This is a genomic window from Mesorhizobium yinganensis (assembly GCF_040081985.1).
GTDB lineage: Bacteria > Pseudomonadota > Alphaproteobacteria > Rhizobiales > Rhizobiaceae > Kumtagia > Kumtagia yinganensis.
The window spans coordinates 69,242-94,917 of sequence record NZ_JBEBMH010000023.1 but is presented as its reverse complement, the minus strand read 5'-3'; the positions used below and the strand labels follow the sequence as shown (position 1 = coordinate 94,917).

The following is a 25,676-nucleotide window of genomic DNA, read 5'->3' as shown; positions in this document are numbered from 1 at the left end:
TCAGCGCCAAGCTTGACACCGCCGCTCAGCCCGGCCATGGCGACGAGCATGGCGAGGATACGCTTCAGCGCCTCCCGGTTCTTGTCGATTGCCGCATTCCAGTCCATCGCCAGCACAGCCGCTTCCTTTCCCGACACGGGCGGCGAGGATTATCGCGCGGGTCGGGAGGGGCGGGGAAAGGTTTCGGGAAAATAATCCTGACGGATGCTGACACAACCATCGGTGGGCGCAAGGACCGCTGGTCCGCCGGGACCGCTCTCCTTGTCGACTTCGGCAGTTGCCGCTCCCGGAGATCGAGGCTGGACGAAGCAGTTCCAGCGTCCTACGCTGCGCCTGATCTCACAAGGACAGTTTTTCGCGGCGGTTCGTGCGGCGACGGCGATCGGCCTTGCTGGCAACGTCAAAACCAATCAAAGTTCATCTTTGACACCTATTTGATCGGAGGAATGTCAGACGACCAACGCCGGAAAGCCGGAGAACTTCTCGTTGGCGAAGAGCGCAATACCCGGTCTACCTGACAACCCGATATCGGTCCGCTGGAAGCTGGCGGCCGGGGCCAGGGCAAACGCCGGGGACAATCTACTTAATTCACTAGCGCCAACTCAGAAGCGCTGCGTCTCTCCAGGGAATTTAGTAATACCCGGTCCACTGGGAAACCCGAAAACGGTCTAGGAGGTGCGCGGTCGAACAGGCACAAGTGCCGGGGACAGTTTACTTTTTTCGGCCCGCGCGACTTCTGGACTGCTGCGGCCTTTCTGCCGAAAGAAAGTAAACTGTCCCCTGCGGCTACCTTCGAGCATCGGCCACGCGCGAACGGTTTTCGGGTTTCCGAGTGGACCGGGTAAAACTGTCCCCAGTGGTTCCCATTCCGTCGTCTGGAAGCGTTGATGGTTCGTGAATTGCGATAAGCCTTAGGAGCTAACAATATGGCAGGCACCAGACGGCCCTATGACGAGTCACTGCTGCGAAAAGCCTTCGATGTGGCGCGGCTTTCGCGCGATGGCGGGGATCATCCCTTCGGTTCCATTCTCGCCGACCGGGACGGCAACGTCCTGCTTGAACAGCGCAACGGCTACAGTTCGGAAGGCGGCGACCGCACCGCCCATGCGGAGAAGCTTCTCGCCACGCGCGCGGGCAAAGCCTACGACCTCAATTTTCTCGCGGAATGCACGATGTACACATCGGCGGAGCCATGCGCCATGTGCTCCGGCGCCATCTATTGGTCGGGCATCGGGCGCGTCGTGTTCGGCCTCTCCGAGCGGGAGATGAAAGAGCGGATCGGCAGCAGCGAGGAAAACCCGACGCTCGATCTGCCTTGTGAGATCGTGTTCGCCGCCGGCCAGCGCCCAACGGAGGTCGTCGGCCCCATGCTTGCGGACGAGGCGGCGAAACTCCACGAGGAATACTGGTCCGGCCGCTAAGGCGTTTCTCTTCAGGTCGAACCGTTGGCCTCTGTCGGCGAAGCCGGTCCAACCTGCTCGGGAGCGCGTTTCAGCCTGCGCGAAAACCGGCCTCGATGTTGTTGCCGTCGGGGTCCAGCACGTAGGCACCGTAGTAGCCCATCTCCGCCGGGCCGCGCGGGCCGGGCGCGCCGTTGTCGACGCCGCCGTTTTGCAATGCGGCCCGGTAAAAAGCGTCGACCGCTGCGTTGTCCCTGGCCTTGAAGGCAAGATGCAGCGGGCTGTTCGACGTGCGGTCGCCCTCCCGCCAGAAAGCCGGCCTGTCGGTGCCGATCCATACGAACGGCACCGGTTGCTCAACACCGCGGACAAGCAGGAAGGACGTTTCGGTGTTGTCGATTGTCGACAGCCCGAGCGAGGCGGCGACCGCGTCGTAGAATTTACGCGCGGCCGCCAGATCGCTCACCCGAAAGCCGAGGTGATCGAACACGTCGCCGGGCTTACTGACCAGCCGCGAGCTGGAGTTCAGCCACGCCGAGCGCGATGTTCAGCCCAGTCTGGCCCTGGACGCTGACCGGCTGGAGGATGAAGTCGCTGGTCGAGTCGCGCACCAGAACGTTGGTGCCGACGCCCAGAGCCGCGGTTACTTCGGCGCCGACGCCGCCATAGTGGCCGGCCAGTGCGCCCGGACCGTAGGCGCCGGCCGTTTTCGCCAGAACAGCCCACTTGATGTCAGCTTTTTCGGTGAAGCCGATGTCGATGCCGTAACGCTTGATCTCGCCTGAATAGGTCTCCGAGGGGAGGCTGGAATCGGACGGCGTGTAGGTGCAGGCGATTGTCTTGGTCGAGCCGAAGATGAACCCTTCGCCGCCGGAAACCTCGCAGTCGAGCAGGCCGAGGTCGACGGTGGCGGCGCTGACCACCGGTGCGCCAGCCAGAAGGGCAATGGCGGCGGTGGCCGCAAGGACGGTCTTTTTCATAGGGCGAAGCTCCTCAAACAGCTTGTTCGCGTGATAACCGGCGACGCACCGGCAGGTTCCAACAAGACCGGCATAGCACGGCCCGGTGACCTGTACACCTCCGGTTTGGAGCAAGTTTGGATTGAGAATGCTTTCCGGCAATCCGTTCGGCAATCCGACAATTCGGGCCGGCAAATCGCTGCCGGAGCGCAGCCGGCAAATGGCTCAGCCGGTACCGCGCACGCGGGCTAGGCCTTCGCGGGCCGGGGCGTAGTTCGGGTCCACCCGGATAGCCTCGGCGTAGGACTTCGCGGCCTTCTGCTTCTCGCCGCGCTTTTCATAGACCAGCGCCTGGTTGGCCCAGCTCTCGGCGATGCGGCCGTCGAGCTTGATCGAGGTGTTGAAGTCGGCGAAGGCGTTGTCGTTGTCGTTCATCGCCAGGTAGGACAGGCCCCGGCCGTTGTAGGGCTCGGGCGAATCGGGCGCCAGCGAGATGGCGGTCGAGAAATCCTCGATGGCGAAGGCGTGCTGGCCCTGGCTCTGATAGATCAGGCCGCGATTGTGGTAGGCGCGCGGGTCGGTGGTGTCGAGCTGGATCGCCTTCTGGAAATCGTTGAAGGCCTGCTGGGTCTGGCCGGCCTTGCGGTAGAGATTGCCGCGGCCGATATAGGCGGCGTCGTAGTTCGGATTGAGCTGGATGGCGCGGTTGTAGTCGCTGAGCGCGGCCGACTGGTCGCCGAGGAAACGCTGGATCAGGGCGCGGTTCGAATAGGCCTGGTAGAAATTGGGCTTCAGCTCGATCGCCTTGTTGAAATCCTGCAGCGCCTCGCGGTAGCGGCCGCCGCGGCCATAGGCGGAGCCGCGCACATTGTAGGCTTCCGGATCGCTGGGGTTGCGCTGGATGACGGCGCTGAGCGAGGAGATGTTCTGGCTGGAGCCCTGGGCCACGTCGACGGCGGCGAGTTCGCCGCTCGGCACGGATTCGCAAGCCGAGAGCGCCAGGGCGGAAACCATGGCGGCGACCGCGACAAGGCCACGGGCCGAAATCAAGCGGTGGCCAGCGCGTTCATCCATTGCCAAAAATTCCCCGTTCAGCCGTCCGGGCCGGCATCAAGCCGACAGTCAACGCAAAAGAGGTGGAAGCGATCGAATCGCCCCACCTCCCGCTAGTTCCCGAAAAAGACGAAATATGGGCGGATCAACGCGCCGGACGGCCGGCACCGGCTCCAGCCCCGGGACCACCAGCCGCGCCGGGCACGGGACGCGGCGTGGACGGCAGCAGGCCCTCGCGCTGGGCGCGCTTGCGGGCCAGCTTGCGGGCGCGGCGCACAGCCTCGGCCTTCTCGCGGGCACGCTTCTCCGAAGGCTTCTCATAATGTCCGCGCATCTTCATTTCACGGAAGATGCCTTCGCGCTGCATTTTCTTCTTCAGCGCGCGAAGCGCCTGATCAACATTGTTGTCGCGGACGAGTACCTGCACGGGCAATCCTGTCTTTCGGTTTGATTCAACGGACAAACGGTGAATACACCTTTGTCCTCGCGGCGGCGTCCGTCGCGAATTGTGGCGGCTGATAACAGAATCAGGGCGGCTTGTCCACAGCCGGGGTCACGATTGCTGCGCCGGACAGGCAGGGTCGCGGCGAAGTGATCGGCGGCGGCCCGAATTTGCGCTTTTCGGCCATGCGGCGCAAGGCGTTTCGGCGTCGATTCCGAGTCGACAGGGCGTCGCGACTGGTGTAGCGGACGCCTCCCCGCGGGTGGCGGGAAAATCCAGCACGGCGGGGCATGCCATGAAGCCGGACTTCGGCGGGATCGATTTCGGCACTTCCAATTCCACCGCGGCGCTGTTCGAGGGCGGCAAGCCAAGGCTGGTGGCGCTGGAGGGCGGGCATGTCACCATGCCCAGCGCGGTGTTCTTCAACTTTGAGGACGACCGCACCTATTTCGGACGGCGCGCCATCGAGGATTACACGGCGAACTCCGAGGGGCGCTTGCTGAGGGCGCTGAAGAGCGTGCTCGGCACCTCGCTGATCCGCGAGAAGACGCGGATCAAGGCGCGGTCGATGGCCTTCACCGATATCATCGGCGGGTTCGTCGCCTATCTGAAGGAAAGGCTGGAAGAGGACGCCGGCCGTGGCATCGAAAAAATCGTGCTGGGACGGCCGGTGCATTTCGTCGACGAGGACGAAGAAGCCGACCGGCAGGCGCAGGCCGAACTGGAGAAGGCCGCGCGCGCCAAGGGGTTTCGCCACATATCCTTCCAGTTCGAGCCGATCGCGGCGGCGCTGGACTACGAGCAAAGCGTGCGCAGGGAAGAACTGGCGCTGATCGTCGACATCGGCGGCGGCACTTCGGATTTTTCGATCGTGCGGGTGTCGCCCGAGCGCGCCAAGGCGGCGGACCGCAAGGACGACATTCTGGCCAATGCCGGCGTGCATGTCGGCGGCACGGATTTCGACCGGCTGCTGTCGATCGCCGCGGTCATGCCGGAACTGGGATACGGGACGCAGACCAAGGACGGCAAACGCAACCTGCCGGTGGGGTATTTCTTCGACCTCGCGACATGGCAGCGCATCAACCTGCTCTATACGTCCAAGGCGATGAGCGATTTGCGCCAGATCCGTTACGAAGCGGCGCGGCCGGACCTGGTCGAGCGGATGATCGACATCGTGCGGCACAGGCAGGGCCATGCGCTGGCGGCCAAGGTGGAAAAGGCGAAGATCGCGCTGACGGATTTTTCGGAGACACGGATCGATCTCGACATGCTGGACGACAAATTCACGCTGCCGGTCACGGCGGACGATCTGGCGAGGGCGATCGCCAATGCCGTGCAGCGGATCGCCGATACGGTGACGCGGACGCTGAGGGATGCCGGCGTGACGGCGGAGCGCATCGACACGCTGTTCCTGACCGGCGGATCGACCGCCATCCCGCAGGTGCGCGAGGGCATTCTTGCCATGTTTCCGAAGGCTTCCGTGGTGCAGGGCGACATGTTCGGCAGCGTCGGGCTGGGGCTGGCCATCGACGCGCAGCGGAAGTTCGGGTGAGGGCAGGCGAAGTCTGCAAACGCCGGGGACAGTTTACTTAATTCCGCCCGCGCCAGCCTTGAAGCGCCGCGTGATACTGCGGAATTAAGTAAACTGTCCCCCCACCTTCACTCCGCCGCGTCGCGCTGGGCCTCGTCTGGGCCGTCGGGATCGCCGGGAGCGGTCTCGCAACCGAGGTCGGGGAAGGCGAGCACGCGTTTGCCGTGAAAGTCGGTACGGGCGACCAGAAGGCCGCGCTCCTCGAAATAGGCGAGCAGGCGGCGGGCCCGGCGCGGCGAGTGGCTGCCATAGGCGCGGGCCAGCGTGGCGTCGGACGGGCAAGCGTCGCGGTTGGTGGCGGCGCGGGCGACCATCAGGAACACGCCCTGCAGATCGTCCGGCAGGGATTCGGACAGGCTGAGCGCGGTCGTCCACGCCTCGCCGTCGGGCGCGCGCTGGTCGACGCCGGCTCGCGCGACCGCCAGCCGGCGACGGAAGGCGGAGAGCGGCAGCGGCTCGCCGGGCACGCGGCGGATGCGGCAGCGGACCAGAAAATCCTGGTAGAGCACGGCGTCGGAGCGGAAGGCGGCATCCGGATCGTCGAGAATCTCGCGCAGGACCGTGTCGATGCCGGCCTCGCGCTCGGCCTCGTCGATGATGGCGAAGACCGGCTGCTCGACCGGCATCGGCGCCGGTTTCGGCCGCGACAGTTGCGCGAGGAGATCGGCGGTGGGCACCGGCGCAGGCGGCGGTTTTCGCACGACCGGCCGGGCCTCTTCCGGGCCGGGCGTGAAGATGAGGTCGCGGGCGTCTTCGGGCGCGTCGGGCAAAGGCGTCAGTTTCGGGCTGGTGGAGCGCGCCGAGGTCTCGACCGAGCCGATGGTGATCGGCAGCGGCCGCCGCGAAAGGGCAGGGCCAAGCGCCACGAAATGGCCGCGCGCCAGGTCGCGGAACATTTCGGCCTGCCGCCGGTCCATGCCGAGCAGGTCGGCGGCCCGCGCCATGTCGATGTCGAGAAAAGTGCGGCCCATCAGAAAGTTGGACGCCTCGGCCGCGACGTTTTTTGCCAGCTTTGCCAGCCGCTGGGTGGCGATGACGCCGGCCAGGCCGCGCTTGCGGCCGCGGCACATCAGGTTGGTCATGGCGCCGAGCGACAATTTGCGCGCCTCGTCGGACACCTCGCCGGCGGCGGCGGGCGCGAAAAGCTGCGCCTCGTCGACCACCACCAGCACCGGATACCAATGGTCGCGTTCGGCATCGAACATGCCGCCCAAGAAGGCGGCGGCGGCGCGCATCTGCTGCTCGACGTCCAGCCCTTCGAGGTTGACCACGACCGAGACGCGGTGCTGGCGAACGCGGCCGGCGATACGGGTGAGTTCCGCCTCGGTGCGCTGCGCGTCGACCACCTGGTGGCCGAATCTTTCCGACAGCGTGACGAAGTCGCCTTCGGGATCGATGATGCATTGCTGCACCCAGGGCGCGCTCTGCTCAAGCAGGCGGCGCAGCAGATGCGACTTGCCGGACCCGGAATTGCCCTGCACCAGCAGGCGGGTCGCCAGCAGTTCTTCCAGGTCAAGGTCGGCCGGCTTCCCGGGGGAAGCCTGCCCCATGTCGATATTGACCTTCATCCCGCGCCCTTGGTCATAATCCCGTCCTTAGCATCCGCCGCGCCTTGGCGCGAAGCGTGGGCGGATGATTCCCACAGGCACGATGACGTGCATGAGGCCGGACCGTTTGACAATGCCGCCGATGTCATCAATCAGGCTCAACCGTTGCGGCATGACGGAAAGAGGACATATCGATGGTCCCGACAATGACCGGCAGTTGCCAGTGCGGCGCTGTCAGCTTCCGGATTTCGGGAGCGTTCGAGAGTTTTTTCCTTTGCCATTGTTCGCGGTGCCGGAAGGATACGGGATCGGCCCATGCGGCCAATCTGTTTTCGTCGAAGGCGGAGATTACCTGGCTGTCGGGGCAGGACAGGGTCAAGACCTACAGTATTCCCGCAACCCGCCACGAAAAGAGCTTTTGCAGCGAATGCGGCTCGGCTCTCCCGAGAGTCCAGGACGGTTTTGTAGTCGCGCCTGCCGGCAGCCTCGATAGCGCGGTCCCTATTAAGCCGAACGCGCATATCTGCTGCGCGAGCAGGGCAGAGTGGGACGAGCGGCTGGAGGAAGTACCGAAGATCGATGGGCTTCCTGGCTGAGTCGGTCGCTATTCGCCAGCCTGTGCGACCACTTGCGCTCCGCCCGGCATAAGCTCGAAATGCGGATAAAAATCGCCGTAGTCGCAGGTGAGTTCCTCGCCCGCCGCGATGTCGCGCAAGGCACGTGCGCCGCCGAAATCGGAAAAGTCGAGGTTCGGCGTGTCGGTGTGGTTCATGAAGCGGCCATTGTCGGTCTCGTAGACGAGAAAGCCGGGATGGTCGGGGCTGGGGTAGGAATATTTGTCCAAAAAATCCTTTATCAGCGGCCGCGCCTGCTCGTACTCGTCGACCGGAATGAGCCGGTCGAACATTTCGTCGAAGGCCCAGACGACCGCCCCCTTGCCGATCGGCTCGGCGGTGAAGACGCCGACACCCTCGATGCCGCTCGCCGCCACGTAAGTATGCACCTGCATCATGCGATTCGCGCCTCTCCCTTTGCGCCGTTTGGTAAACGCAGAGATTGACCATCCTGTGAAATTATCAAGGGTGATTTGCGGGAGGTGGAGGAGGAGGCAAACGCGCAGAAGTGAGCGTTGCTCAGCTTCACGCTTTTGACCAGCGCAGCTATCGCTTACGTGTCAAAAACTCGCGGGTGGACGCGCCACCCTTTCGAAATGACCCCCCAAAACATGATTGAAGCGCTGCTCGACCCCGAGGCTGAGGGTGTGGGCAAATTGATATGGGATGCCTACAGCCATTTCTACAAAGACTTCCCGATCGAGAACCTGCGCCCGCTGTTGATTTCATCCTCAGATGAGGTGGTTAGCAGAGGCGCATTTCTGGCGAATGAGCTGGGATGGCGGGCGCGGGCATTAACCCCGGAGATCGCCGTTCTCATAGATTGCGCGAATGTGGGCATCCGCTTCAATGCGATAGGTGCGTTGACGAGTTGCACGACATCCCAGGACGGCGATGTTCTGGGGAAACTTTTCCAGCATCTCGAAGATCCTTTCAAGGGCGTGCGATGGCGCATGGTTCAGTTCGTGCGTCTTGCCAGGTCCAAGCAGTTGGCCGCAGCGATTAGGAATGCCGCGTCACAACGGCCGGACTCGATGTATGCCGAGATCAGCGAAACGTTGCGCTGGTCTATGCGAGTGACCGAGGTAGAGCTCCAGCGGATGGTAGGCCATTCCGAGGCTGGCGTTAGATTATTCGCGGCAGGCATGGCGTTGAGGCCGCGCAGCATCATAGACGAAAGGTTTGCCGAGATTGTCCTGGAGACTGGCGATTCCGAACCGTGCGAATTCGTTTCAAGCGCCTTTCAAATGCATGCCATTCCAATCAGCGCCGAATTTGGGCGGGTGGAGAACTCAGGACTGGCTGAGCGAAGCCGTGGCGCAAAGCGGCAAGGCCCGTCGCAATCAGCGCAAGGGTGACAGCGCGTTTTCGCTAGTGGTACATCTCGCGGGCCGGGCGCATGAAAAGCCGGCGCGAAAACTCCTTCCGATGGTCATGGCGGGCTCTGGAACGTGAAAAAATACTCGGTATTCGCCATCGCCCGCGAGGCCATGCGCGGCCACAAGGGCTGGCCGGAGCAGTGGTCGTCGCCGGAGCCTAGGCCAGAATACGATGTGATCATCGTCGGCGCCGGCGGGCACGGGCTGGCGACCGCTTATTACCTCGCCAAGGAGCACGGCGTCACCAATGTCGCGGTGCTGGAAAAGGGCTGGCTGGGCGGCGGCAACACCGGCCGCAACACGACCATCATCCGCTCCAACTATCTCTATGACGAGTCGGCCGGCATCTACGACCACGCGGTAAAACTGTGGGACGGGCTTTCGCAGGACCTCAACTACAACGTCATGTATTCGGCGCGCGGCGTGATGATGCTGGCGCACAATGTTCATGACGTGCAGGTACTGAAGCGGCACGTGCATGCCAATCGGCTGAACGGCATCGACAATGAGTGGCTGACGCCGGAGCAGGCCAAGGACTTTTGTCCGCCGCTCAATATTTCGCGTGAGGCGCGCTATCCGGTGATGGGCGCGACCTTGCAGCGGCGCGGCGGCACGGCGCGTCACGATGCGGTCGCCTGGGGTTATGCGCGCGGGGCCAATGCGCGCGGCGTCCACATCATCCAGAATTGCGAGGTCACGGCCATCCGCCGCTCGCCGGACGGCGGCGTGACTGGCGTCGAGACGTCGAAGGGTTTCATCGGGGCGAAGAAAGTCGGGGTGGTGGCAGCCGGGCATACATCCGTGCTGATGGACATGGCCGGGGTTCGGATGCCGCTGGAGAGCTACCCGCTGCAGGCGCTGGTGTCGGAGCCGGTCAAGCCGATCTTCCCCTGCGTGGTGATGTCCAACACCGTGCACGCCTATATCTCGCAATCCGACAAGGGCGAGCTGGTGATCGGCGCCGGCACGGACCAGTACACCTCCTATTCGCAGACCGGCGGGCTGCACATCCTGAACCATACGCTCGACGCCATCTGCGAGATGTTCCCGATTTTCGGGCGCATGAAGATGCTGCGCTCGTGGGGCGGCATCGTCGACGTGACGCCGGACCGCTCGCCGATCCTGGCGAAGACGCCGGTGAAAGGGCTTTACGTCAATTGCGGCTGGGGCACGGGCGGCTTCAAGGCGACGCCGGGGTCGGGCCACGTCTTTGCCCACACTATCGCCCGCGACGAGCCGCACAGGATCAACGCGCCGTTCACGCTGGAGCGGTTCAGGACCGGCCGGCTGATCGACGAGGCGGCCGCGGCGGCGGTGGCGCATTGAGGCGTGGTGCGGGTGACCAGGAAGCAGAACATATCCTTTGTCAAAATAGGGCTGGCTGCTCTGGTTGGCGTGTTCCTAGTCGCCATTCTCAATGCAGTTCTTTTCTACTTTGGCCTTGCGACTTCGAAAATCCAGTTAATCTTTGAGGCTCTTTTTCCGTTGCTGGCGATCGTTTCGTTTATTTGTCTTGGGTGGTTTGGTGTGATGCCGAGAGTTGGAACACGTATGTTTTTGGCTCGGATGTTCGACAACCCGCAGGCCGAGCACATGTTTAAGGTGGGCCTCTATCGGTTCATTTTCCTGATTACGGACGACCGACGCGTGCTGGATAAGCTCGCAGCGAAAGGCGTGACCGGAGGTACGGCGTGATGCTGGCGCTGGCAATTTCAGCGCTTGCGGCGTCGACTCCGGCGATGGCTACGAGCACGGTGCAACTCATCAGCACCTTCCCGGAGGTGGTTATCCGGAAAGGCGAGACGGAGCATGAATGGCCCTTCTCGATCGACGAGGGCGAGCTGACCCGCGTCGAGATGCAGGGGCAGCGCTACGTTTTCTTCAGCGAGATTCTGACGGCTGAGGAGATGGGCACGTTCGGCAACATGACGCTGCCGCGAAGCGTCGTGGTGACGGCCAACCCGATGGCCTATTTCGCGACCGCCGACAACCGCGAGCTTTATGCGCCGTGGGACTCGCTGGAGACGCTGATCAAAAGGCTGGCGCCCTACGAGCGCATGGGCCGGGAACTTTGCGACAATGCCGGGCAGGCGCCCGAAACCGAAGACCTCTAAACGGCGACCGAAAAACATGCTTCTCATCCGCTGCCCCTATTGCGAGGAAGAGCGCCCGGAACTCGAATTCCGGCATGCAGGCGAGGCGCATGTCGCCCGCTCGCCCGACATCGCCGCGATCTCCGACGAGGAGTTCGAAAAGTTCTTCTTCATCCGCTCGAACCCGAAGGGGGTCGTGTTCGAGCGCTGGCGGCACGTGCATGGCTGCGGGCGCTTCTTCAACGCGGCGCGCAACACGGTGAGCGACAGGTTCTTGACGACCTACAGAGCGGGCGAGGGAAAGCCTGACATCGCGGAGGCTTCGAAGTGATGATGGCGCACTCCGTCCCACCCCCCTCTGTCCTGCCGGACATCTCCCCCTCAAGGGGGGAGATTGCCCAAGCTGCTTGGGTTTCGCCAATCGCCGGCGTTGCAAGGAGGGCGGTTTCGATGAAGCTGCGAATCTCCCCCCTTGAGGGGGAGATGTCCGGCAGGACAGAGGGGGGTAGCTTAGGGCGCCTTTCAGACCAGACAATTGCGGGTGCCGCATGACCGAGCCCTTCCGCATATCCGGCGCCGGGCGGCTGACGCCGGCGAAGACCGCGCGCTTCACCTTCGACGGGAAGCATTTTTCGGGACTGGCCGGCGATACGCTGGCATCGGCACTGCTCGCCAATGGCGTGCATCTCGCGGGTCGCTCCTTCAAATACCATAGGCCGCGTGGCATACTTTCGGCCGGCGCGGAGGAGCCCAATGCGCTGGTCGGCGTCGAGCGCGATGCGTCGCGCAAGACGCCGAATGTGCGCGCCACTGTGCAGGAACTCTATGACGGGCTGGCGGCGGTCTCGCAGAACCGCTGGCCGTCGCTCTCCTTCGATGTGGGCGCGGTGAACGACCTAGCGTCGCCGATGTTTTCGGCCGGTTTTTACTACAAGACCTTCATGTGGCCGAAGGCTGCCTGGAAGAAACTTTACGAGCCGAAAATCCGGGAGGCGGCGGGGCTTGGTGTTTCGCCCGACCAGGCCGATCCGGATCATTATGCGTCGCGCTTCGCGCATTGCGAGGTGCTTATCCTCGGCGGCGGCGCGGCGGGCCTGGCGGCGGCCCTTGCGGCGGCGGAGAGCGGCGTGCGCGTCATCCTCGCCGACGAGCAGGCGGCGTTCGGCGGCGCGCTGCGCTACGAGGCGGGTGCGAAAATCGACGGCGTGGACGGTTTTACCTGGGCGCAGGCGGCGGTCGCGAAATTGGCTGACATGGACAATGTGCAGCTTTTGCCGCGCACGACCGCGTTCGGCTACTACGCGCAGAATTTCGTCGGGCTGGTGGAGCGCGTCACCGACCATCTGGCGAAGCCGGACAGGAACGCGCCGCGCGAAAGGCTGTGGCAGGTGCGTGCGAAACGTGTCGTGCTGGCGACCGGGGCGATCGAGCGGCACATGGTGTTTTCCGACAACGACCGGCCGGGCGTGATGCTGGCCTCGGCGGCGCGAACCTATCTCAACCATTACGGCGTGGCGGTCGGCAAAAACGTCGGCGTCTACACGGCGAACGATTCCGCCTATTACGCGGCGATCGACTTGAAGAAGGCGGGCATAGGCATCGCCGGCATAGTCGACCTGCGCGACAATCCGAGCGGGCCGGCGGTGGACGAGGCGCGGGCGCTCGGCATCGAGATCAACCACGGCCGCGCCGTGACCAAGGTGGGCGGCAAGCTGCGCGTCACCTCCATGACCATCGCGCCGAAGAATGGCGGCGGCGGGCGCACCGTGGCCATCGATGCGCTGCTGACCTCCTCGGGCTGGACGCCCTCGGTGCATCTCTTCTCGCAATCACGCGGCAAAGTGGCGTTCGACGAGGCGACGAAGCGTTTCCTGCCTGGCACCTATGCGCAGGATTGCGTGTCGGTCGGCGCCTGCAACGGCACCGACGGGCTGGAGGCGACCATCGCCGAGGCTTTTGGTGCCGGCGAGAAGGCGGCGAGGGATTCTGGCGCCAAGGGCTTCAAGACGGAAAAAATCAAGGTCGAGGCGGGCGAGACCTGGGCAGGCTCCATGCTGGGCGACGGGCCGGGCGCCGGCGTGGGCACGACGGTAAAGGCGTTCATCGACTTCCAGAACGACGTGACGGCCAAGGACATCCGCCAGGCGGTGCATGAGGGCATGCGCTCAATCGAGCATGTGAAGCGCTTCACCACCAACGGCATGGCGACCGACCAGGGCAAGACTTCCAACATGCACGGGCTGGCCATCGCCGCCGAGACGTTGGGCAAGCCGATCCCCGAGGTCGGGCTGACGACGTTCCGCGCACCCTATACGCCGGTGACGTTCGGCTCGATCGTCGGCCACGCCAAGGGAAAGCTGTTCGATCCGACGCGGCGCACCGCGATCCACCCCTGGGCGGAGCGCAACGGCGCGGTGTTCGAGGATGTCGGGCAGTGGAAGCGCGCCTGGTATTTCCCGCGCGCCGGCGAGGACATGCATGCGGCCGTCAACCGCGAATGCGTGACGGTGCGCACCGCCGCCGGCCTGTTCGACGCCTCGACGCTAGGCAAGATCGAGGTGGTCGGGCCGGACGCGGCGAAGTTCATGGAACTGCTCTACACCAATCCGTGGGAGCGGCTGGATGCTGGGCGCTGCCGCTACGGCATCATGCTGCGCGAGGACGGTTTTATCTATGACGACGGCGTGGTCGGACGGCTGGCGCCGGACCGTTTCCATGTCACCACGACCACCGGCGGCGCTGCTCGGGTGATGAACATGATGGAGGACTACCTCCAGACCGAGTTCCCGCATCTCAACGTCTGGCTGACTTCGATTTCCGAACAGTGGGCGGTCATCGCCGTGCAGGGGCCGAAGAGCCGGGACATCATTGCGCCGCTGGTCGAGGGCATCGACATGTCGGACGAGGCAATGCCGCATATGTCGGTGCGTGAAGGAAAGATCTGCGGCGTGCCGACGCGACTGTTCCGCATGTCCTTCACCGGCGATCGTGGTTTCGAGGTCAATGTGCCGGCCGATTTTGGCGAGGCGGTGTGGGAAGCGCTTTGGGCGGAAGGCCGGAAGCACGGCGCCTGCGCCTACGGTACCGAGGCGATGCACGTGCTGCGCGCCGAAAAAGGCTACATCATCGTCGGCCAGGATACGGACGGCACGGTGACTCCGGCAGACGCCAGCGTCGACTGGGCGATCGGCAAGAAGAAGAAGGATTTCGTCGGCATACGCGGCCTGACGCGGCCCGATCTGGTTGCGCCGGGGCGCAAGCAGCTTGTCGGGTTGAAGGCCAAGGACCCGAAGGTGGTGCTTGAGGAGGGTGCGCAGATCGTTGCCGATCCGAAGCAGCAGGTGCCGATGACGATGATCGGCCATGTCACGTCGAGCTACTGGTCGCAGAATTGCGGCCATTCGATCGCGCTGGCGCTGGTCGTCGACGGCAAGTCGCGCATGGGCGAAACGCTATACGTGCCGATGCCGGACCGGGCGATCGAGGTCGAGGTGACGGGCATGGTCTTCTACGATCCGAAGGGAGAACGCCTCAATGGCTAAGGCTGCAGCCAAGGTTTCTTCCGGCGGGGTGTCGCGAAAACCCGCTCTGGCCGGGCGCGAATTCCACATCGGCGCGGTACGGCTTGCCGTGCTGCCGCCGGCGGAGCGGATTTCGCTGCGCGCGCCTGCCGCGTCGGTCGCAGCACTGTCCAAGGTGCTCGGTCTCGACTTGCCGACGAAGCCGAAGACGTCCGCCGCGTCGGGCGGGCGCACGGCGCTGTGGCTCGGGCCGGACGAGTGGCTGGTGATCGACCAGACCGGCGACCCGCTGACCGATTGTGTCGGGGTCAAGGACCTGCATTCGGCGGTCGGCGTGTCGCACCGCAACGTCGCTTTTTCGGTCTCCGGGGCAGGTGCTGAGGCGACGCTCAACGCCGGCTGCCCGCAAGATATCTCGCTGGAAGTCTTTCCGGTCGGGGCGTGCTCGCGCACCGTCCTCGGAAAAGTCGAGATCGTGCTGCTCAGGACTGGCGAGGATGCGTTCCGGGTCGAATGCTGGCGGTCGTTTTCCGACTATGTGCACGACTTTTTGGTCGAGGCGGCGGGGGACGCGGTTGCGTAGCGCCGTCAAGAACCGGGCGATCCGGCGATTTGCCGCGCCCATGTAGAAACTGACCTGCCAGGCGGTTCGACGGCGTCTCATTCCTTGCTATGATGGTTATGGCGCTCGGGAAGCGCCGCCGACTGCGCTTGCCCATGTGCCGCAGGGATTTCGTTATGCCACCGCTTCCGCCTGCCGGTACGCGGATTCGCAACCGCTTCAACGGTGAAACCTTCATCTTCACCCATATGGACGATGGGGCGGAAGAGGTTCGGTTCGATGTCTTCCTCGAACGGGGCGGGATGCTGACGGGAACCGGGCGGCAGCACCTGCATCCGAATGCCGACGAGGAGTTCATCGTGCAGCGCGGCATGCTGCGGATCATGGTCGCCGGCGCGTGGCGGATGCTCGGGCCCGGGGAGCGTCTCATCGTGACGCGCGGCACGCCGCATCTGTTCCGCAACGGTCATGACGGCGAGACGCTGTTCACCGCAAAGTTCCGGCCCGGCCACGATTTCCTGCGCCTGTTCCTCAACATGTCGATGAACGTTGCCGACAATCCGTCCTGGTACGACGCCAGGGGCGAGCCGCCCCTGCTTCTGCAGGCCCAGGCGCTGCATGCATTCCGCGGGCATGCCTATGGCCACGGCATCCCGGTCTGGTTCCAGAAGCTGCTGTTCGCCGCATTGAGTCCGGTCGCACTGCTCAAGGGTTATCGGCTCGCGATGCCGCCGCGAAGCCGACGGCAGGCAAAGCCGGGGGCGGCAAAACCTTGATGTTGTTGTCCGACATGTCATAGTGCCGGGATGAGCACGCCCAAACCGCCCAAGGACGAACAGCCGCCGGAAGACCGGCCGGACGATGATGACGCTCTCGAACAGGAACTCGAGGAGGGGCTTGAGGATTCTTTCCCTGCCAGTGATCCGGTTTCGGTGACATCGACGGCCATACCGGGTGGGCCGGGCAAGAAACGGTAAACCGACAGGACAATACCGGAAGGGACAGCGTCGCGGCCAAAGGCGTCGTTTGTGCGGGGTACGCGATGAGCTACGATCTCATGGTCTTTGCACCGGCCGACGCGCCGCGAGTCCGCCAGGCTTTCCTCGACTGGTACGAGGAGCAGACCGAATGGTCGGAGGATCACAGATACGATGACACGGCCGTTACGACGCCCGGACTATCGGCGTGGTACGGCGAGATGCAATTGGATTTTCCGGACCTAAACGGCCCGAGCGCTTCCGATCTTTTGGAGGACGATAGTCCGAGCGTAACCGACTATAGTATCGGCCGGTCAGTCATATACGCCGGTTTCAGATGGTCAGAGGCCGACCGTGCCTACACGTCGGTCCGGGCTCTGGCGGTCAAGCATGGCGTGGGGTTCTTCAATGTCAGTGCGGCTGACGGCGAAATTTGGTTTCCTCCCGAGGGAGGACCGCCTAAATCCGAAGTCTTTCCCGAACTCACATTAACGCTCGAAGGGCAGCCGGCCTTCAACTCGCCGTCGTCGCCTCTCATCGAAGCCGCAGTCGACTGGCTCGATCCTGCCGCAGGACCGGGCTTTCTGATACTGTCGCACAGCAATGGCCGCTATGCTCAGGCCGGCGGCGGCAAGGATGCGATTACCGCGGAATGGCGCGAGTACTTCGATGGCGGGTTCGGCCATTGGGTAGCAGGGCTGCGAACATCAGGCTCCAATGCCACCATCACCATTCCCGGCCATGGCACTCATTTCTCGATCCGTGCGAACGAGCGGCTTAGCAACGAAAGCGCGAAGACCATCTTGTTGGCCTTTGCGCGCGGCGAGCCAAGGTCAAGCGACTTCGTTTGGCGGGAAAAAACAGATGAATTCGGCGAACGAGCGCTCGAATCTCGAAAGCCGTGGTGGCGTTTCTGGCGTTGAGCCTTAAGCCTCCTCCGGCTGGATGAACGCTAGCGTCAGCCAGCGGGCGGTCAGCGCAGGCTTCAGCGATCCCTCGATCTCGATGGTCACGTCATGCGCGATCTCGATCCAGCCGGACGGGCGGGCCTTGATTTTCGCCAGCACGAAGCGGCTACGGATGCGCGCGCCGGTCTTGACTGGGGCGACGAAACGCAGCGTGTCGAACCCCTGGTTGATGCCGATGTCGGCGCCGTCGATCCTCGGGATGGTCTCGAAGGCCATGGCCGACAGCAGCGACAGCGTCAGGAAGCCGTGGGCGATGGTGCCGCCGAAGGTGGTTTCTTTTGCCGCCCGTTCGGGGTCGCAGTGGATGAACTGGTGATCGTCGGTGGCGTCGGCGAACTTGTCGATCATTTCCTGGGTGACGATGCGCCAGGGCGAAATGCCGGCTTCCTGGCCGACGCCGGATAGGGCCTGATCGAGGGTGATTGGGTTCACGCTTGCCGCTCTCCGATGGGCGCCGCGGTTGGCCGGCGCCTGAAAGCGCGCACTGATAATCAATCGCAGCGATGAAGTCCAAGGCCGATCGACGTCAAGGCCGGGGACAGCTACCTTTTATCCCCGGAAGGGTGATGGGGCGGCAAGGACCGGCGCGAGGTCGAGTGCGTCCGCCTGGACCCCACCCACCTCGCTTCGCTCGGCACCCTCCCCTCAAGGGGGAGGGAAAACACCCACTACTCCGCCGCCTCGGCCTGGATGTAAGCGGCTTCCTGGAGTTCGCGCTTCAGCCGCGCTTCCTCATGCACCTTCGGCGTGATGAAGCGGCCGAGCAGCAGGTAGGCGACCGGGGTCAGGAACAGCGTCGACACGGTGGCTAGCCCGAGGCCGCCGACGATGACCCAGCCCAGCGCGACGCGGGCCTCGGCGCCGGCGCCGCTGGCCAGGACCAGCGGCACGCCGCCGAGCACCGTGCAGATCATGGTCATCATCACCGGGCGCAGCCGTATGTTGGAGGCCTTTTCGATGGCCTCGCGCACGGAGGCGCCGTGGTCGCGAAGCTGGTTGGCGAATTCGACGATCAGGATGCCGTTCTTGGCCATGACGCCGACCAGCAGAACCAGGCCGATCTGGCTGTAGGCGTTGAGGCTGGTTCCCGTGAGGATGAGCGCGAAGATCGCGCAGGCAAGACCCAGCGGCACGGTCGCCATGATGATGATGGCGCTCATGAAGCTCTCGAACTGGGCGGCGAGAACCAGCAGGATGATGACCAGCGCGAAGCCGAAAATGGTGATCATGCCGCTGTTGGTTTCGCCCAGCGTCGCGGCCTCGGCGAGCGGCACGATGCGGCTGCCCGGCGGCATCAGCGGCGCGGCGATCTGCTCGGCCGCGTGCAGGGCGTCACCGAGCGCGAAATCCTCGCGCAGGTTCGAGGTGATGGCGACGGACGGCTGCTGCTGCTCGCGCGTCAGCGAGGGCGGCACGGCGCGTTCGGTGAGCGTCGCGATGGTCGAGACCGGCACATAGCGCCCATCACCGGTCTTCAGGTAGATGTTCTCGAGATCGGTCGGGTCGTTGATCGGATTGGTGGTGGAGACAAGCTTCACGCCATAGGCGCGGTCGCCGATATAGACGTCGCCTATGTCGTTGCCGTCGAGCATGGCCTGCTGGGTCGCCGCAAGGCCGGTGATGTCGATGCCCAGGTCGGAGGCGCGCTCGCGGTCGATGGCGACGGCAAGCTGCGGCTGGGTCGGATCCACGGACAGCCGCGCCTGCTGGAAGCGCGGGTCCTGCTGCATCTTGTCGATGATCTGGACGGCGGCCTCGCTCAGCTTCTGGCGGTCGTTGCCGACGAGTGCGAATTGCAGGCCGTTGCCGGCGCCACGGATGCCGAGGCTGTTCGGCTGCACCGGGAAGACGCGGACGCTGGGCACTTCGCGGACGAGGCGCGACACGTCGGCCATGATCTGCTGCTGGCTGCGCTCGCGCTGGTCCCAGGGGGCGAGCGTCATCACCATGAAGCCGGAATTGTACTGGCCGTTCTGGCCGGCGTTCTCAAAGGTGCTGATGATCTCGCCGGAATCGCGCAGGGGCTGGATCAGCTCCTCGATGCGGCGCATCTGCTGGGTGGTATAGTCGAGGCTGACGCCCTGCGGCGCGTTGATGCGCAGCAGCACGGCGGAGCGGTCCTCGACCGGGGTCAGTTCCTGGCGGATGGTGCCGAACAGCGAGAAGGCGGCGCCGGCGAACAGCACCGCGACCAGCACGACGATCAGCGGCGCGTCGAGGCATGCATGCAGGCAGCGGCGGTAGAGCGTGCCCAGCGCCGAACCGATGCGGCCACCAATGCCGCCGGCGCCTTCATGGTGCAGCGCGTGGGCCGTCAGCATGCGGGACGCCAGCATCGGGCAGAGCGTGAGCGCCACGACGCAGGAGAGCAGCACCGACATGGCGAGCACGAAGCCGAACTCGCGGAACAGGCCGCCGGCCTGACCCGGCAGGAAGGAGATCGGCACGAACACCGCGACCAGCGTCGCCGTGGTGGCAATGACGGCGAAAAACACTTCCTGCGTGCCGAGCACGGCGGCGGCGCGCGGGCCCATGCCCTCGTTGCGGCGGCGCACGATGTTTTCCAGCACCACGATGGCGTCGTCGACGACGAGGCCGGTGGCAAGCACCAGAGCGAGCAGCGTCAGGATGTTGATGGAGAAGCCGGCCAGATAGATGGTGGCGATGGTGCCGATCATGGCGACGGGCATCGACAGGCCGGGGATCAGCGTGGCTCGCCAGTCGAGCAGGAAGACATAGATGACGATCAGCACGATCGACACGGAAAGGATCAGCGCGATCTCGACCTCGTGCACCGCGCCCTCGACGAAGACGGCGTCGTCGCTGGTGATCTTGATGTTCATGCCTTCCGGCAGGCTCTTCTGAATCTGGGCAACAACCGCCTTCACGCCCTCGGAAATGTCGAGCGTGTTGGATTCGGCCTGGCGCACGATGCCCATGCCGATGCCGGTCTTGCCGTCTGAGCGCAGCGTCGACTGGCCTATGTCGGGGCCGAGCGTGACGGTCGCGACGTCGCGGACATGGGTGTCGCCGCCAATCACGATTGCCTCGAATTCCTCCGGCGTGGTGACGTCGGCCGTGGTGCGGACGATCAGGTCCTGGTTGTTGGTGGTGATCGAACCGGACGGGCTGTCGAAGGCGACGGAGGCGAGCGCCCGGCGCAGGTCGGCCACCGTGTAGCCCTGGCTGGCGAGCTTCGACTGGTCGACGTCGATGCGGAAAATCTTGTCGCGGTCGCCGTAGACCTGGACGTCGGCGACGCCGGGGACGGCGGCCAGCGTGTCCTCGATCTGGTCCTGCACGAAAACCGTCATGTCCTGGATGGACATGGTCTCGGAGGTGACGGCGAGCCGCATGACGGCGTCTGAATTGGCGTCGGCCTTGACGATGCGCGGCGGGTCGGCATCGTCGGGCATGGCGTTCGACACGCGGCCGACGGCATCGCGCACGTCCGAAGCGGCGACGTTCAGGTCGACGCCGTCGTTGAACTCGATGGTGACGCGGCTGCGGCCAAAGGAGGAGGTCGACGAGATCGACTTGACGCCGGAGACGCGGGCGACGGCGCCCTCGATGACGTCGGTCAGCTCGCGGTCGACGGTTTCGGCGGCTGCGCCTTCGAAGTCGGTGTTGACGGTGATGACGGCGCGGTCGACATCCGGCAGTTCGCGGATCTCGACGCCGTAGAAGGCGGCGAGACCGGCGACGGCGATCAGAACATTCAAGACCAGGGCCAGAACGGGCCGGCGGATGAAGAGCGCGGTGAAGCTGTTGTCGGCCTTGTTGCTGTCGACGTCGCTCATCAAGTGCTCCCGTCAGGACCCGCTGGCGTCAGCCGCTTGCGGCTGTTCTTCCTGTCCAGCGATGCGCACGGAACTGCCCTCGCGCACGCTCTGTACGCCTTCCGTCACCACCATCTCGCCGGCCTGCAAGGGAGCCTCGACGAGGACGGTCTCGGTGTTGCGCTGGATGATGCGCACCGGCATGCGCTCGACCTTGCCGTCCTTGACGGTCCAGACGAAGGCGCCGTCGGTGCCCCACAGAACGGCCAACGGACTGACGGCGGGATAGGTGTCGCCGGGGAACTGCATGGAGACCTGGAACGACATGCCGGCGCGCAGCGAATCCGCGGGATTGGCGATACGCGCCTGCACCCACAGCGTGCGGCTCTTGTCGTCGATACGGTTGTCGATCGCCGAGACAGCGCCGTCATAGCTGTCCTTGGGGTTGGCGAGCGGCGTCGCCGAAATCGCGGCGCCGACCTTGACCGCGGATGCAAATCGCTCCGGAACCCAGAAATCGACCAGAATCGAGGAGCGGTCGTCGACCGTGGCGATGGCCGACTGGCTGGTGACGTAGTTGCCGGCCTCGATCGGCAGGATGCCGACGACGCCGGCGATCGGCGAGATCACCGAGCGGCGGTCGAGCGCCAGTTGCGCGTCGTGAACGGCGAGGTCGCCGTTGCGAAGCTCCAACTGCGCTTCGGTAAGCTGCACCGCGGTGACGGCGTTGGATTTACGCAGCGCCTCCATGCGCGCGACCTTGGCGGCGGAATCGTCGCGGGCGATCTTGGCGCGCTCCAGCGCGATCTCCTCGGTGTCGGAATCGAGCGTCGCGATGACCTGGCCCTTGTCGATATGGGCGCCGGACTGGACGAGGAAGGCTGTCAGCCTGCCTGCGGTATAGGGGTTGACCGTCACGGTGGCGTTGGCGCGGCCGGTGCCGATCGCCTGAAGCCGGTCGTTGATGGTGGCGGTGCCCACCGCATCGGCAACCACCAGCGTGCGCTGACCCGTGCCGGATCGCTGGCCATTGCCTTGCCGGGGGCTCGCGGCTTCCGGCTTCGGCGTTGCGGCCACGGCCCATTCGATGCCCCAGGAAGCCAGCACGCGGTCCGAGCCGGGGAAAAATTTCACCCAGGCCGCAGCCGCCGCGGCCAGAACCACGACGGCAAGGACAAGCTGTTTCCAGACCGACATTCGTTACCCCGGACCCGAGCGCCATGAACGCGGGAGGCGCAAAAACTTACACCGTCACCGTGTAAATACGAAATCAACCAATCGACAGCACGCAAGTGGCGCCGATTTGAGGCTGTGTGCCAGATCGTGGCGGCGAATTCTCATTAAATTTGTGTAAGGTTTGCAGCGTTGTGCCGCATCGCGCGCCGCGCCGCACCCAAAAAATGTTGCAGTGCAATAGCTTGAGGTCGGGCAACGCCTATCGGAGGTTTTCCATCTCGCGGATGCGCCGGGCGCCATCGGTTTCAAGGGCCCTGGTCAGTCCGCCGATCAAGGTTTCGGCCACCACCATCAACGCGGCGGACGAATCCCAGGGCGACGGTACGCCGGTACGGCCGGGAATGACGTGGCGGGCGAAACGCGAGATAGGCGATAGCCACTGGTCGGTGAACAGAACGATCTGCACCCCGCGCTGGTTGGCCTTCTCGGCGAAGCGCAGCAGGCTGTCCTGGTAACGGCGGATGTCGAAGACCAGCAGAACGTCGCGCTTGCCCATGTCGATGAGGCGGTCGCGCCAGTTGCTTTCCTGACCGGTAAGGTGAAAGACGCCGGGGCGCACGATGGCGAGATGCGCCGCCATGTAGCGGGCGATGGGATCCGTGAAACGCCCTCCGATCAGGTAGACGCTGGAGCGCCGGCTGGCGAGGAGAGCGACGATGTCGTCCAACTGCCTGGCGGATAGATGGCGGAAGGTCTCGCGGATGTTGTCGAGCGTCGCCTCGACCATGGGCGAGGCGCTGCCTGTTTCGGTGCGTGCCGGCGCGCCGGCGCGAATGGCAGGCGATTGCAATTGCTCGGCAAGTTCGTCCTGAAGGGCGGCCTGGAACTCCGGATAGTTCTGGAAACCGAGGCGGGAGACGAAACGCAGGATGGTGGGCGAACTCACGCCTGCCGTTGCTGAAAAATCGGCGACGGTCTTCAGGCCGATCACCGGATAGTTCCCAACCAGCGTCTGCGCGGCGCGCCTTTCGCCGGCGGGCATGTCTCCGATGCGGTCGGCGATCAACTCGGCGACGCTGGTGCCCATGCTTCGACCCTCCCTTCGCGGCGCGCCGGCGTGGATGCACCGCAGCGTCCGCCAAAACCCGTTTGACAAAGCCCCTCGTTCCGTATGAAATCATCCATAGGAGCGAAATGAAATAGGCAAAGTAATTTTCGATACACCGCTCCGGGGGACTGCCGACGAATGGGAAAGGCGAGCGCAACAGCCGCGCCGAGGCAGCCGGTGGATGTGTTCAACGGCTTGGGCCGGGGACGGATCGTGCTTGCCTGCGACCATGCTTCCAATTTCATTCCCGCCGACTACGGCTCGCTCGGTCTCGATCCGGCTGAGTTCGAGCGGCACATCGCCTGGGATCCCGGCGCGCTTCCCGTCGCGCAGCGCATGGCCGAAATGCTTGACGCCCCGCTGGTGGCTTCCGCGATCTCGCGGCTGGTGATCGACTGCAACCGGCCGGCAGATGCTCCCGACCTCATTCCCGAAATCAGCGAGACGACGCGAATTCCCGGCAATGCCGGCCTGAATGCCGAGGAGCGCCGCGCCCGCATCGCGCTGGCGCACCAGCCGTTCCATGCGGCGATCGACGACCTCATCGACCGGCGCGAACGCGCGGGCCTGGAAAGCTGGCTGGTTACGGTCCATTCCTTCACGCCGGTCTACAAAGGCATCTCGCGGCCATGGGAAATCGGCATCATCCATGACGATGACGAGCGGCTGGCCGCGCCATTGATCGACGGGCTGCGTGCGGTTTCCGGCCTGACGGTCGGCGTCAACGAACCCTATTCGCCGGCCGACCGCGTCTACTACACGCTCGAACGCCATGCACGGGCGCGGGGCATTCCCTGCGCCATGATCGAAATCCGCAACGACGAAATCAAAAAACAAGTCCAGCAGCGGAAATGGGCGGAAATGCTGGCGGGCATTCTCTCCCACCTCAGGCCGGAGGACCGGACCCTCCGACCGCAGCGGAACGGTCGGCCGGTCCAGGCGGCAAACTGACAAAAAAGGGGAACGAAGTTATGAGCGGTACGACAAAGCATGAAGCAGGAGGGGTCGCCTATGAAAGGCGTGACAAATCCTATTTCGAAAGCCGTGAACTCGTGCGCCACGCCAATGTCTGGCACCTGTGGGCGCTTGGCGTAGGGGCGGTCATATCAGGCCATTTCTCGGGATGGAATTTCGGTTTTGCCACCGGTGGCTGGGGCGGCATGCTGGTAGCCGGCATGATCATCGCAGTCATGTATCTCGGCCTGGTATTCTGCATCGCCGAGATGAGCCCGGCCCTGCCGCATACCGGCGCGGCCTATTCCTTCGCCCGCACCGCGATGGGACCGTGGGGCGGCTTCATCACCGGCCTTTGCGAGAACGTTGAATATGTGGTTACGCCGGCCGTCATCGCCTTCTTTATCGGCTCCTATGTCGGCGGTATCGTCGGCGGTGATATTCCGCCCTATATCTGGTGGATCGTCACCTACATCGCGTTCCTGTGCCTGAACGTGTTCGGCGTCGCGTTGTCGTTCCGCGTCACGCTGATCGTCACGCTGGCCTCGCTGGCGGTACTGGTGGTGTTCTGGATCAGCGCCATCCCCAACATGGACTTTTCGCGCTGGGCGCTGAACATCGGCGCGGACCCGGCAACGGGCGCGGCGGTGGAACTGCCGGAAGGCAACGGCTCCTACTTCCCGTTCGGCTTCTCCGGCGTGCTCGCCACGCTGCCCTTCGCCGTCTGGCTGTTCCTTGCGATCGAGCAACTGCCGCTGGCGGCGGAGGAATCCGTCGATCCCAAGCGCGACATGCCGCGCGGCATCATCGCCGGCATGCTGACGCTGATGGTCTCGGCCTTCATGATCGTGCTCCTCAATCCGTCGGTGATCGGCGTCGGCTCGTTCAAGCTCGGCTCGTCCGGCGAGCCGCTGCTCGACGGTTTCCGCGCCATTTATGGCGACTCCGGCGCGGTCATCCTCGGCCTCGTCGCGCTCATCGGCCTGATCGCCTCGTTCCATACCATCGTCTTCGCGATGGGCCGGCAGGTCTATTCGCTGGCGCGAGCCGGCTATTTCCCGAACGCGCTGTCGGTGACGCACTCGACCTACAAGACTCCGCATGTGGCGATGATCGCCGGTGCGGTGCTCGGATTGGCGATCATGATGGCCATGTGGTTCGCGCTCGGCGGAGACGCGGCGGGTTCGCTGATCGGCTCGGTGCTGCTCAACATGGCGGTGTTCGGCGCCATGTGCTCTTATATCGCGCAGGCCGTATCGTTCATCCTGCTCAGGAAGAACCAGCCGCACATCGCGCGTCCGTACCGCAGCCCGCTCGGCATTCCCGGCGCGGTGCTGACCATCATCATCGGCGTCGTTACTCTGCTTTATCAGGTGCAGGATCCGAACTTCTCCAAGGGCGTCATCTGGGTCATCATCTGGTTCGCGATCGGCATCGTGTATTTCGCGCTGATCGGCCGGCACAAGCTGATCCTGTCGCCGGAAGAGGAATTCGCGCTCGAACACAAGGCGTGAGCCATTTGGAAACGCAGCCCGGCTGTAACGGCGGCCGGG

At 64.3% G+C, this 25,676-nt stretch carries 25 protein-coding genes; 15 read left to right on the top strand and 10 right to left on the bottom strand.

The window, feature by feature from the left end; genetic code table 11:
* The first annotated feature begins 926 nt into the window (after positions 1–926).
* Positions 927–1,421, top strand: coding sequence for a nucleoside deaminase (locus ABMA59_RS28465; RefSeq protein ID WP_349008753.1), 495 nt, complete (start codon positions 927–929; stop codon positions 1,419–1,421).
* A 70-nt stretch (positions 1,422–1,491) separates the two neighbouring features.
* Here ABMA59_RS28465 and ABMA59_RS28460 read toward each other — a convergent pair whose 3' ends face one another.
* The 4 genes from ABMA59_RS28460 to rpsU all read right to left on the bottom strand — a co-directional run bounded on the left by ABMA59_RS28460 (position 1,492) and on the right by rpsU (position 3,839).
* Positions 1,492–1,890, bottom strand: a complete 399-nt coding sequence (locus ABMA59_RS28460; protein WP_349008752.1) for a VOC family protein — start codon at positions 1,888–1,890, stop codon at positions 1,492–1,494.
* Positions 1,891–1,900: 10 nt separating this feature from the next.
* Complete coding sequence (locus ABMA59_RS28455) at positions 1,901–2,380, bottom strand: DUF992 domain-containing protein (RefSeq protein WP_349008751.1); 480 nt, start codon at positions 2,378–2,380, stop codon at positions 1,901–1,903.
* Between the two features lie 204 nt (positions 2,381–2,584).
* Positions 2,585–3,433 (bottom strand): tetratricopeptide repeat protein, encoded by an 849-nt coding sequence (locus tag ABMA59_RS28450; protein WP_349008750.1) that lies wholly within the window; start codon positions 3,431–3,433, stop codon positions 2,585–2,587.
* A gap of 124 nt (positions 3,434–3,557) precedes the next feature.
* A complete protein-coding gene (gene rpsU / locus ABMA59_RS28445; RefSeq protein ID WP_349008749.1) occupies positions 3,558–3,839 on the bottom strand; it encodes a 30S ribosomal protein S21 in 282 nt (93 codons plus the stop codon).
* A 310-nt stretch (positions 3,840–4,149) separates the two neighbouring features.
* On the opposite strand from rpsU, the gene ABMA59_RS28440 reads away from it, so the two are divergent.
* Positions 4,150–5,406, top strand: a complete 1,257-nt coding sequence (locus ABMA59_RS28440) for an Hsp70 family protein (protein WP_349008748.1) — start codon at positions 4,150–4,152, stop codon at positions 5,404–5,406.
* Between the two features lie 107 nt (positions 5,407–5,513).
* Here the strand turns inward: ABMA59_RS28440 and ABMA59_RS28435 are convergent, their stop codons facing one another.
* Positions 5,514–7,013: a helicase HerA domain-containing protein gene (locus ABMA59_RS28435; RefSeq protein ID WP_349008747.1), complete on the bottom strand. Its 1,500-nt coding sequence runs from the start codon at positions 7,011–7,013 to the stop codon at positions 5,514–5,516.
* 173 nt (positions 7,014–7,186) lie between these two features.
* On the opposite strand from ABMA59_RS28435, the gene ABMA59_RS28425 reads away from it, so the two are divergent.
* Positions 7,187–7,588, top strand: coding sequence for a GFA family protein (locus ABMA59_RS28425; RefSeq protein WP_484534585.1), 402 nt, complete (start codon positions 7,187–7,189; stop codon positions 7,586–7,588).
* Positions 7,589–7,596: 8 nt separating this feature from the next.
* On the opposite strand, the gene ABMA59_RS28420 is transcribed toward ABMA59_RS28425, so the two are convergent.
* Positions 7,597–8,004: an SET domain-containing protein gene (locus ABMA59_RS28420; RefSeq protein WP_349008746.1), complete on the bottom strand. Its 408-nt coding sequence runs from the start codon at positions 8,002–8,004 to the stop codon at positions 7,597–7,599.
* Between the two features lie 117 nt (positions 8,005–8,121).
* On the opposite strand from ABMA59_RS28420, the gene ABMA59_RS28415 reads away from it, so the two are divergent.
* From ABMA59_RS28415 to ABMA59_RS28370, 10 genes are all read left to right on the top strand, one after another.
* Positions 8,122–8,964, top strand: a complete 843-nt coding sequence (locus tag ABMA59_RS28415) for a hypothetical protein (protein ID WP_349008745.1) — start codon at positions 8,122–8,124, stop codon at positions 8,962–8,964.
* A gap of 93 nt (positions 8,965–9,057) precedes the next feature.
* Positions 9,058–10,311, top strand: coding sequence for a sarcosine oxidase subunit beta (locus tag ABMA59_RS28410; protein WP_349008744.1), 1,254 nt, complete (start codon positions 9,058–9,060; stop codon positions 10,309–10,311).
* Between the two features lie 12 nt (positions 10,312–10,323).
* Positions 10,324–10,680 (top strand): hypothetical protein, encoded by a 357-nt coding sequence (locus ABMA59_RS28405; RefSeq protein WP_349008743.1) that lies wholly within the window; start codon positions 10,324–10,326, stop codon positions 10,678–10,680.
* Positions 10,680–11,099: a hypothetical protein gene (locus tag ABMA59_RS28400; RefSeq protein ID WP_349008742.1), complete on the top strand. Its 420-nt coding sequence runs from the start codon at positions 10,680–10,682 to the stop codon at positions 11,097–11,099. Before ABMA59_RS28405 ends, ABMA59_RS28400 begins: the two co-directional genes overlap by 1 nt.
* Before the next feature lie 16 nt (positions 11,100–11,115).
* Positions 11,116–11,409: a sarcosine oxidase subunit delta gene (locus ABMA59_RS28395; protein WP_349008741.1), complete on the top strand. Its 294-nt coding sequence runs from the start codon at positions 11,116–11,118 to the stop codon at positions 11,407–11,409.
* 217 nt (positions 11,410–11,626) lie between these two features.
* Complete coding sequence (locus ABMA59_RS28390) at positions 11,627–14,620, top strand: sarcosine oxidase subunit alpha (RefSeq protein ID WP_349008740.1); 2,994 nt, start codon at positions 11,627–11,629, stop codon at positions 14,618–14,620.
* The gene (locus tag ABMA59_RS28385; RefSeq protein ID WP_349008739.1) at positions 14,613–15,182 is read left to right on the top strand and encodes a sarcosine oxidase subunit gamma; all 570 of its coding nucleotides are present in this window, start codon (positions 14,613–14,615) and stop codon (positions 15,180–15,182) included. The genes ABMA59_RS28390 and ABMA59_RS28385 overlap by 8 nt, the downstream gene beginning before the upstream one ends.
* Before the next feature lie 155 nt (positions 15,183–15,337).
* The gene (locus ABMA59_RS28380; protein WP_349008738.1) at positions 15,338–15,937 is read left to right on the top strand and encodes a cupin domain-containing protein; all 600 of its coding nucleotides are present in this window, start codon (positions 15,338–15,340) and stop codon (positions 15,935–15,937) included.
* 30 nt (positions 15,938–15,967) lie between these two features.
* Positions 15,968–16,138, top strand: coding sequence for a hypothetical protein (locus ABMA59_RS28375; RefSeq protein WP_349008737.1), 171 nt, complete (start codon positions 15,968–15,970; stop codon positions 16,136–16,138).
* A gap of 65 nt (positions 16,139–16,203) precedes the next feature.
* Positions 16,204–17,061: a hypothetical protein gene (locus ABMA59_RS28370; RefSeq protein ID WP_349008736.1), complete on the top strand. Its 858-nt coding sequence runs from the start codon at positions 16,204–16,206 to the stop codon at positions 17,059–17,061.
* A 3-nt stretch (positions 17,062–17,064) separates the two neighbouring features.
* Here the strand turns inward: ABMA59_RS28370 and ABMA59_RS28365 are convergent, their stop codons facing one another.
* The 4 genes from ABMA59_RS28365 to ABMA59_RS28350 form a co-directional block, all read right to left on the bottom strand.
* Positions 17,065–17,538: a MaoC family dehydratase gene (locus ABMA59_RS28365; protein WP_349008735.1), complete on the bottom strand. Its 474-nt coding sequence runs from the start codon at positions 17,536–17,538 to the stop codon at positions 17,065–17,067.
* Between the two features lie 236 nt (positions 17,539–17,774).
* Entirely contained in the window at positions 17,775–20,906 is a 3,132-nt protein-coding gene (locus ABMA59_RS28360) for an efflux RND transporter permease subunit (protein WP_349008734.1), read from the bottom strand.
* 12 nt (positions 20,907–20,918) lie between these two features.
* A complete protein-coding gene (locus ABMA59_RS28355; RefSeq protein ID WP_349008733.1) occupies positions 20,919–22,082 on the bottom strand; it encodes an efflux RND transporter periplasmic adaptor subunit in 1,164 nt (387 codons plus the stop codon).
* A gap of 238 nt (positions 22,083–22,320) precedes the next feature.
* Positions 22,321–23,148 (bottom strand): MurR/RpiR family transcriptional regulator, encoded by an 828-nt coding sequence (locus ABMA59_RS28350; RefSeq protein ID WP_349008732.1) that lies wholly within the window; start codon positions 23,146–23,148, stop codon positions 22,321–22,323.
* Positions 23,149–23,307: 159 nt separating this feature from the next.
* Here ABMA59_RS28350 and ABMA59_RS28345 point away from each other — a divergent pair, with 159 nt between their 5' ends.
* Complete coding sequence (locus ABMA59_RS28345) at positions 23,308–24,120, top strand: N-formylglutamate amidohydrolase (protein WP_349008731.1); 813 nt, start codon at positions 23,308–23,310, stop codon at positions 24,118–24,120.
* Between the two features lie 20 nt (positions 24,121–24,140).
* Complete coding sequence (locus tag ABMA59_RS28340) at positions 24,141–25,637, top strand: amino acid permease (protein ID WP_349008730.1); 1,497 nt, start codon at positions 24,141–24,143, stop codon at positions 25,635–25,637.
* Positions 25,638–25,676 lie beyond the last annotated feature (39 nt).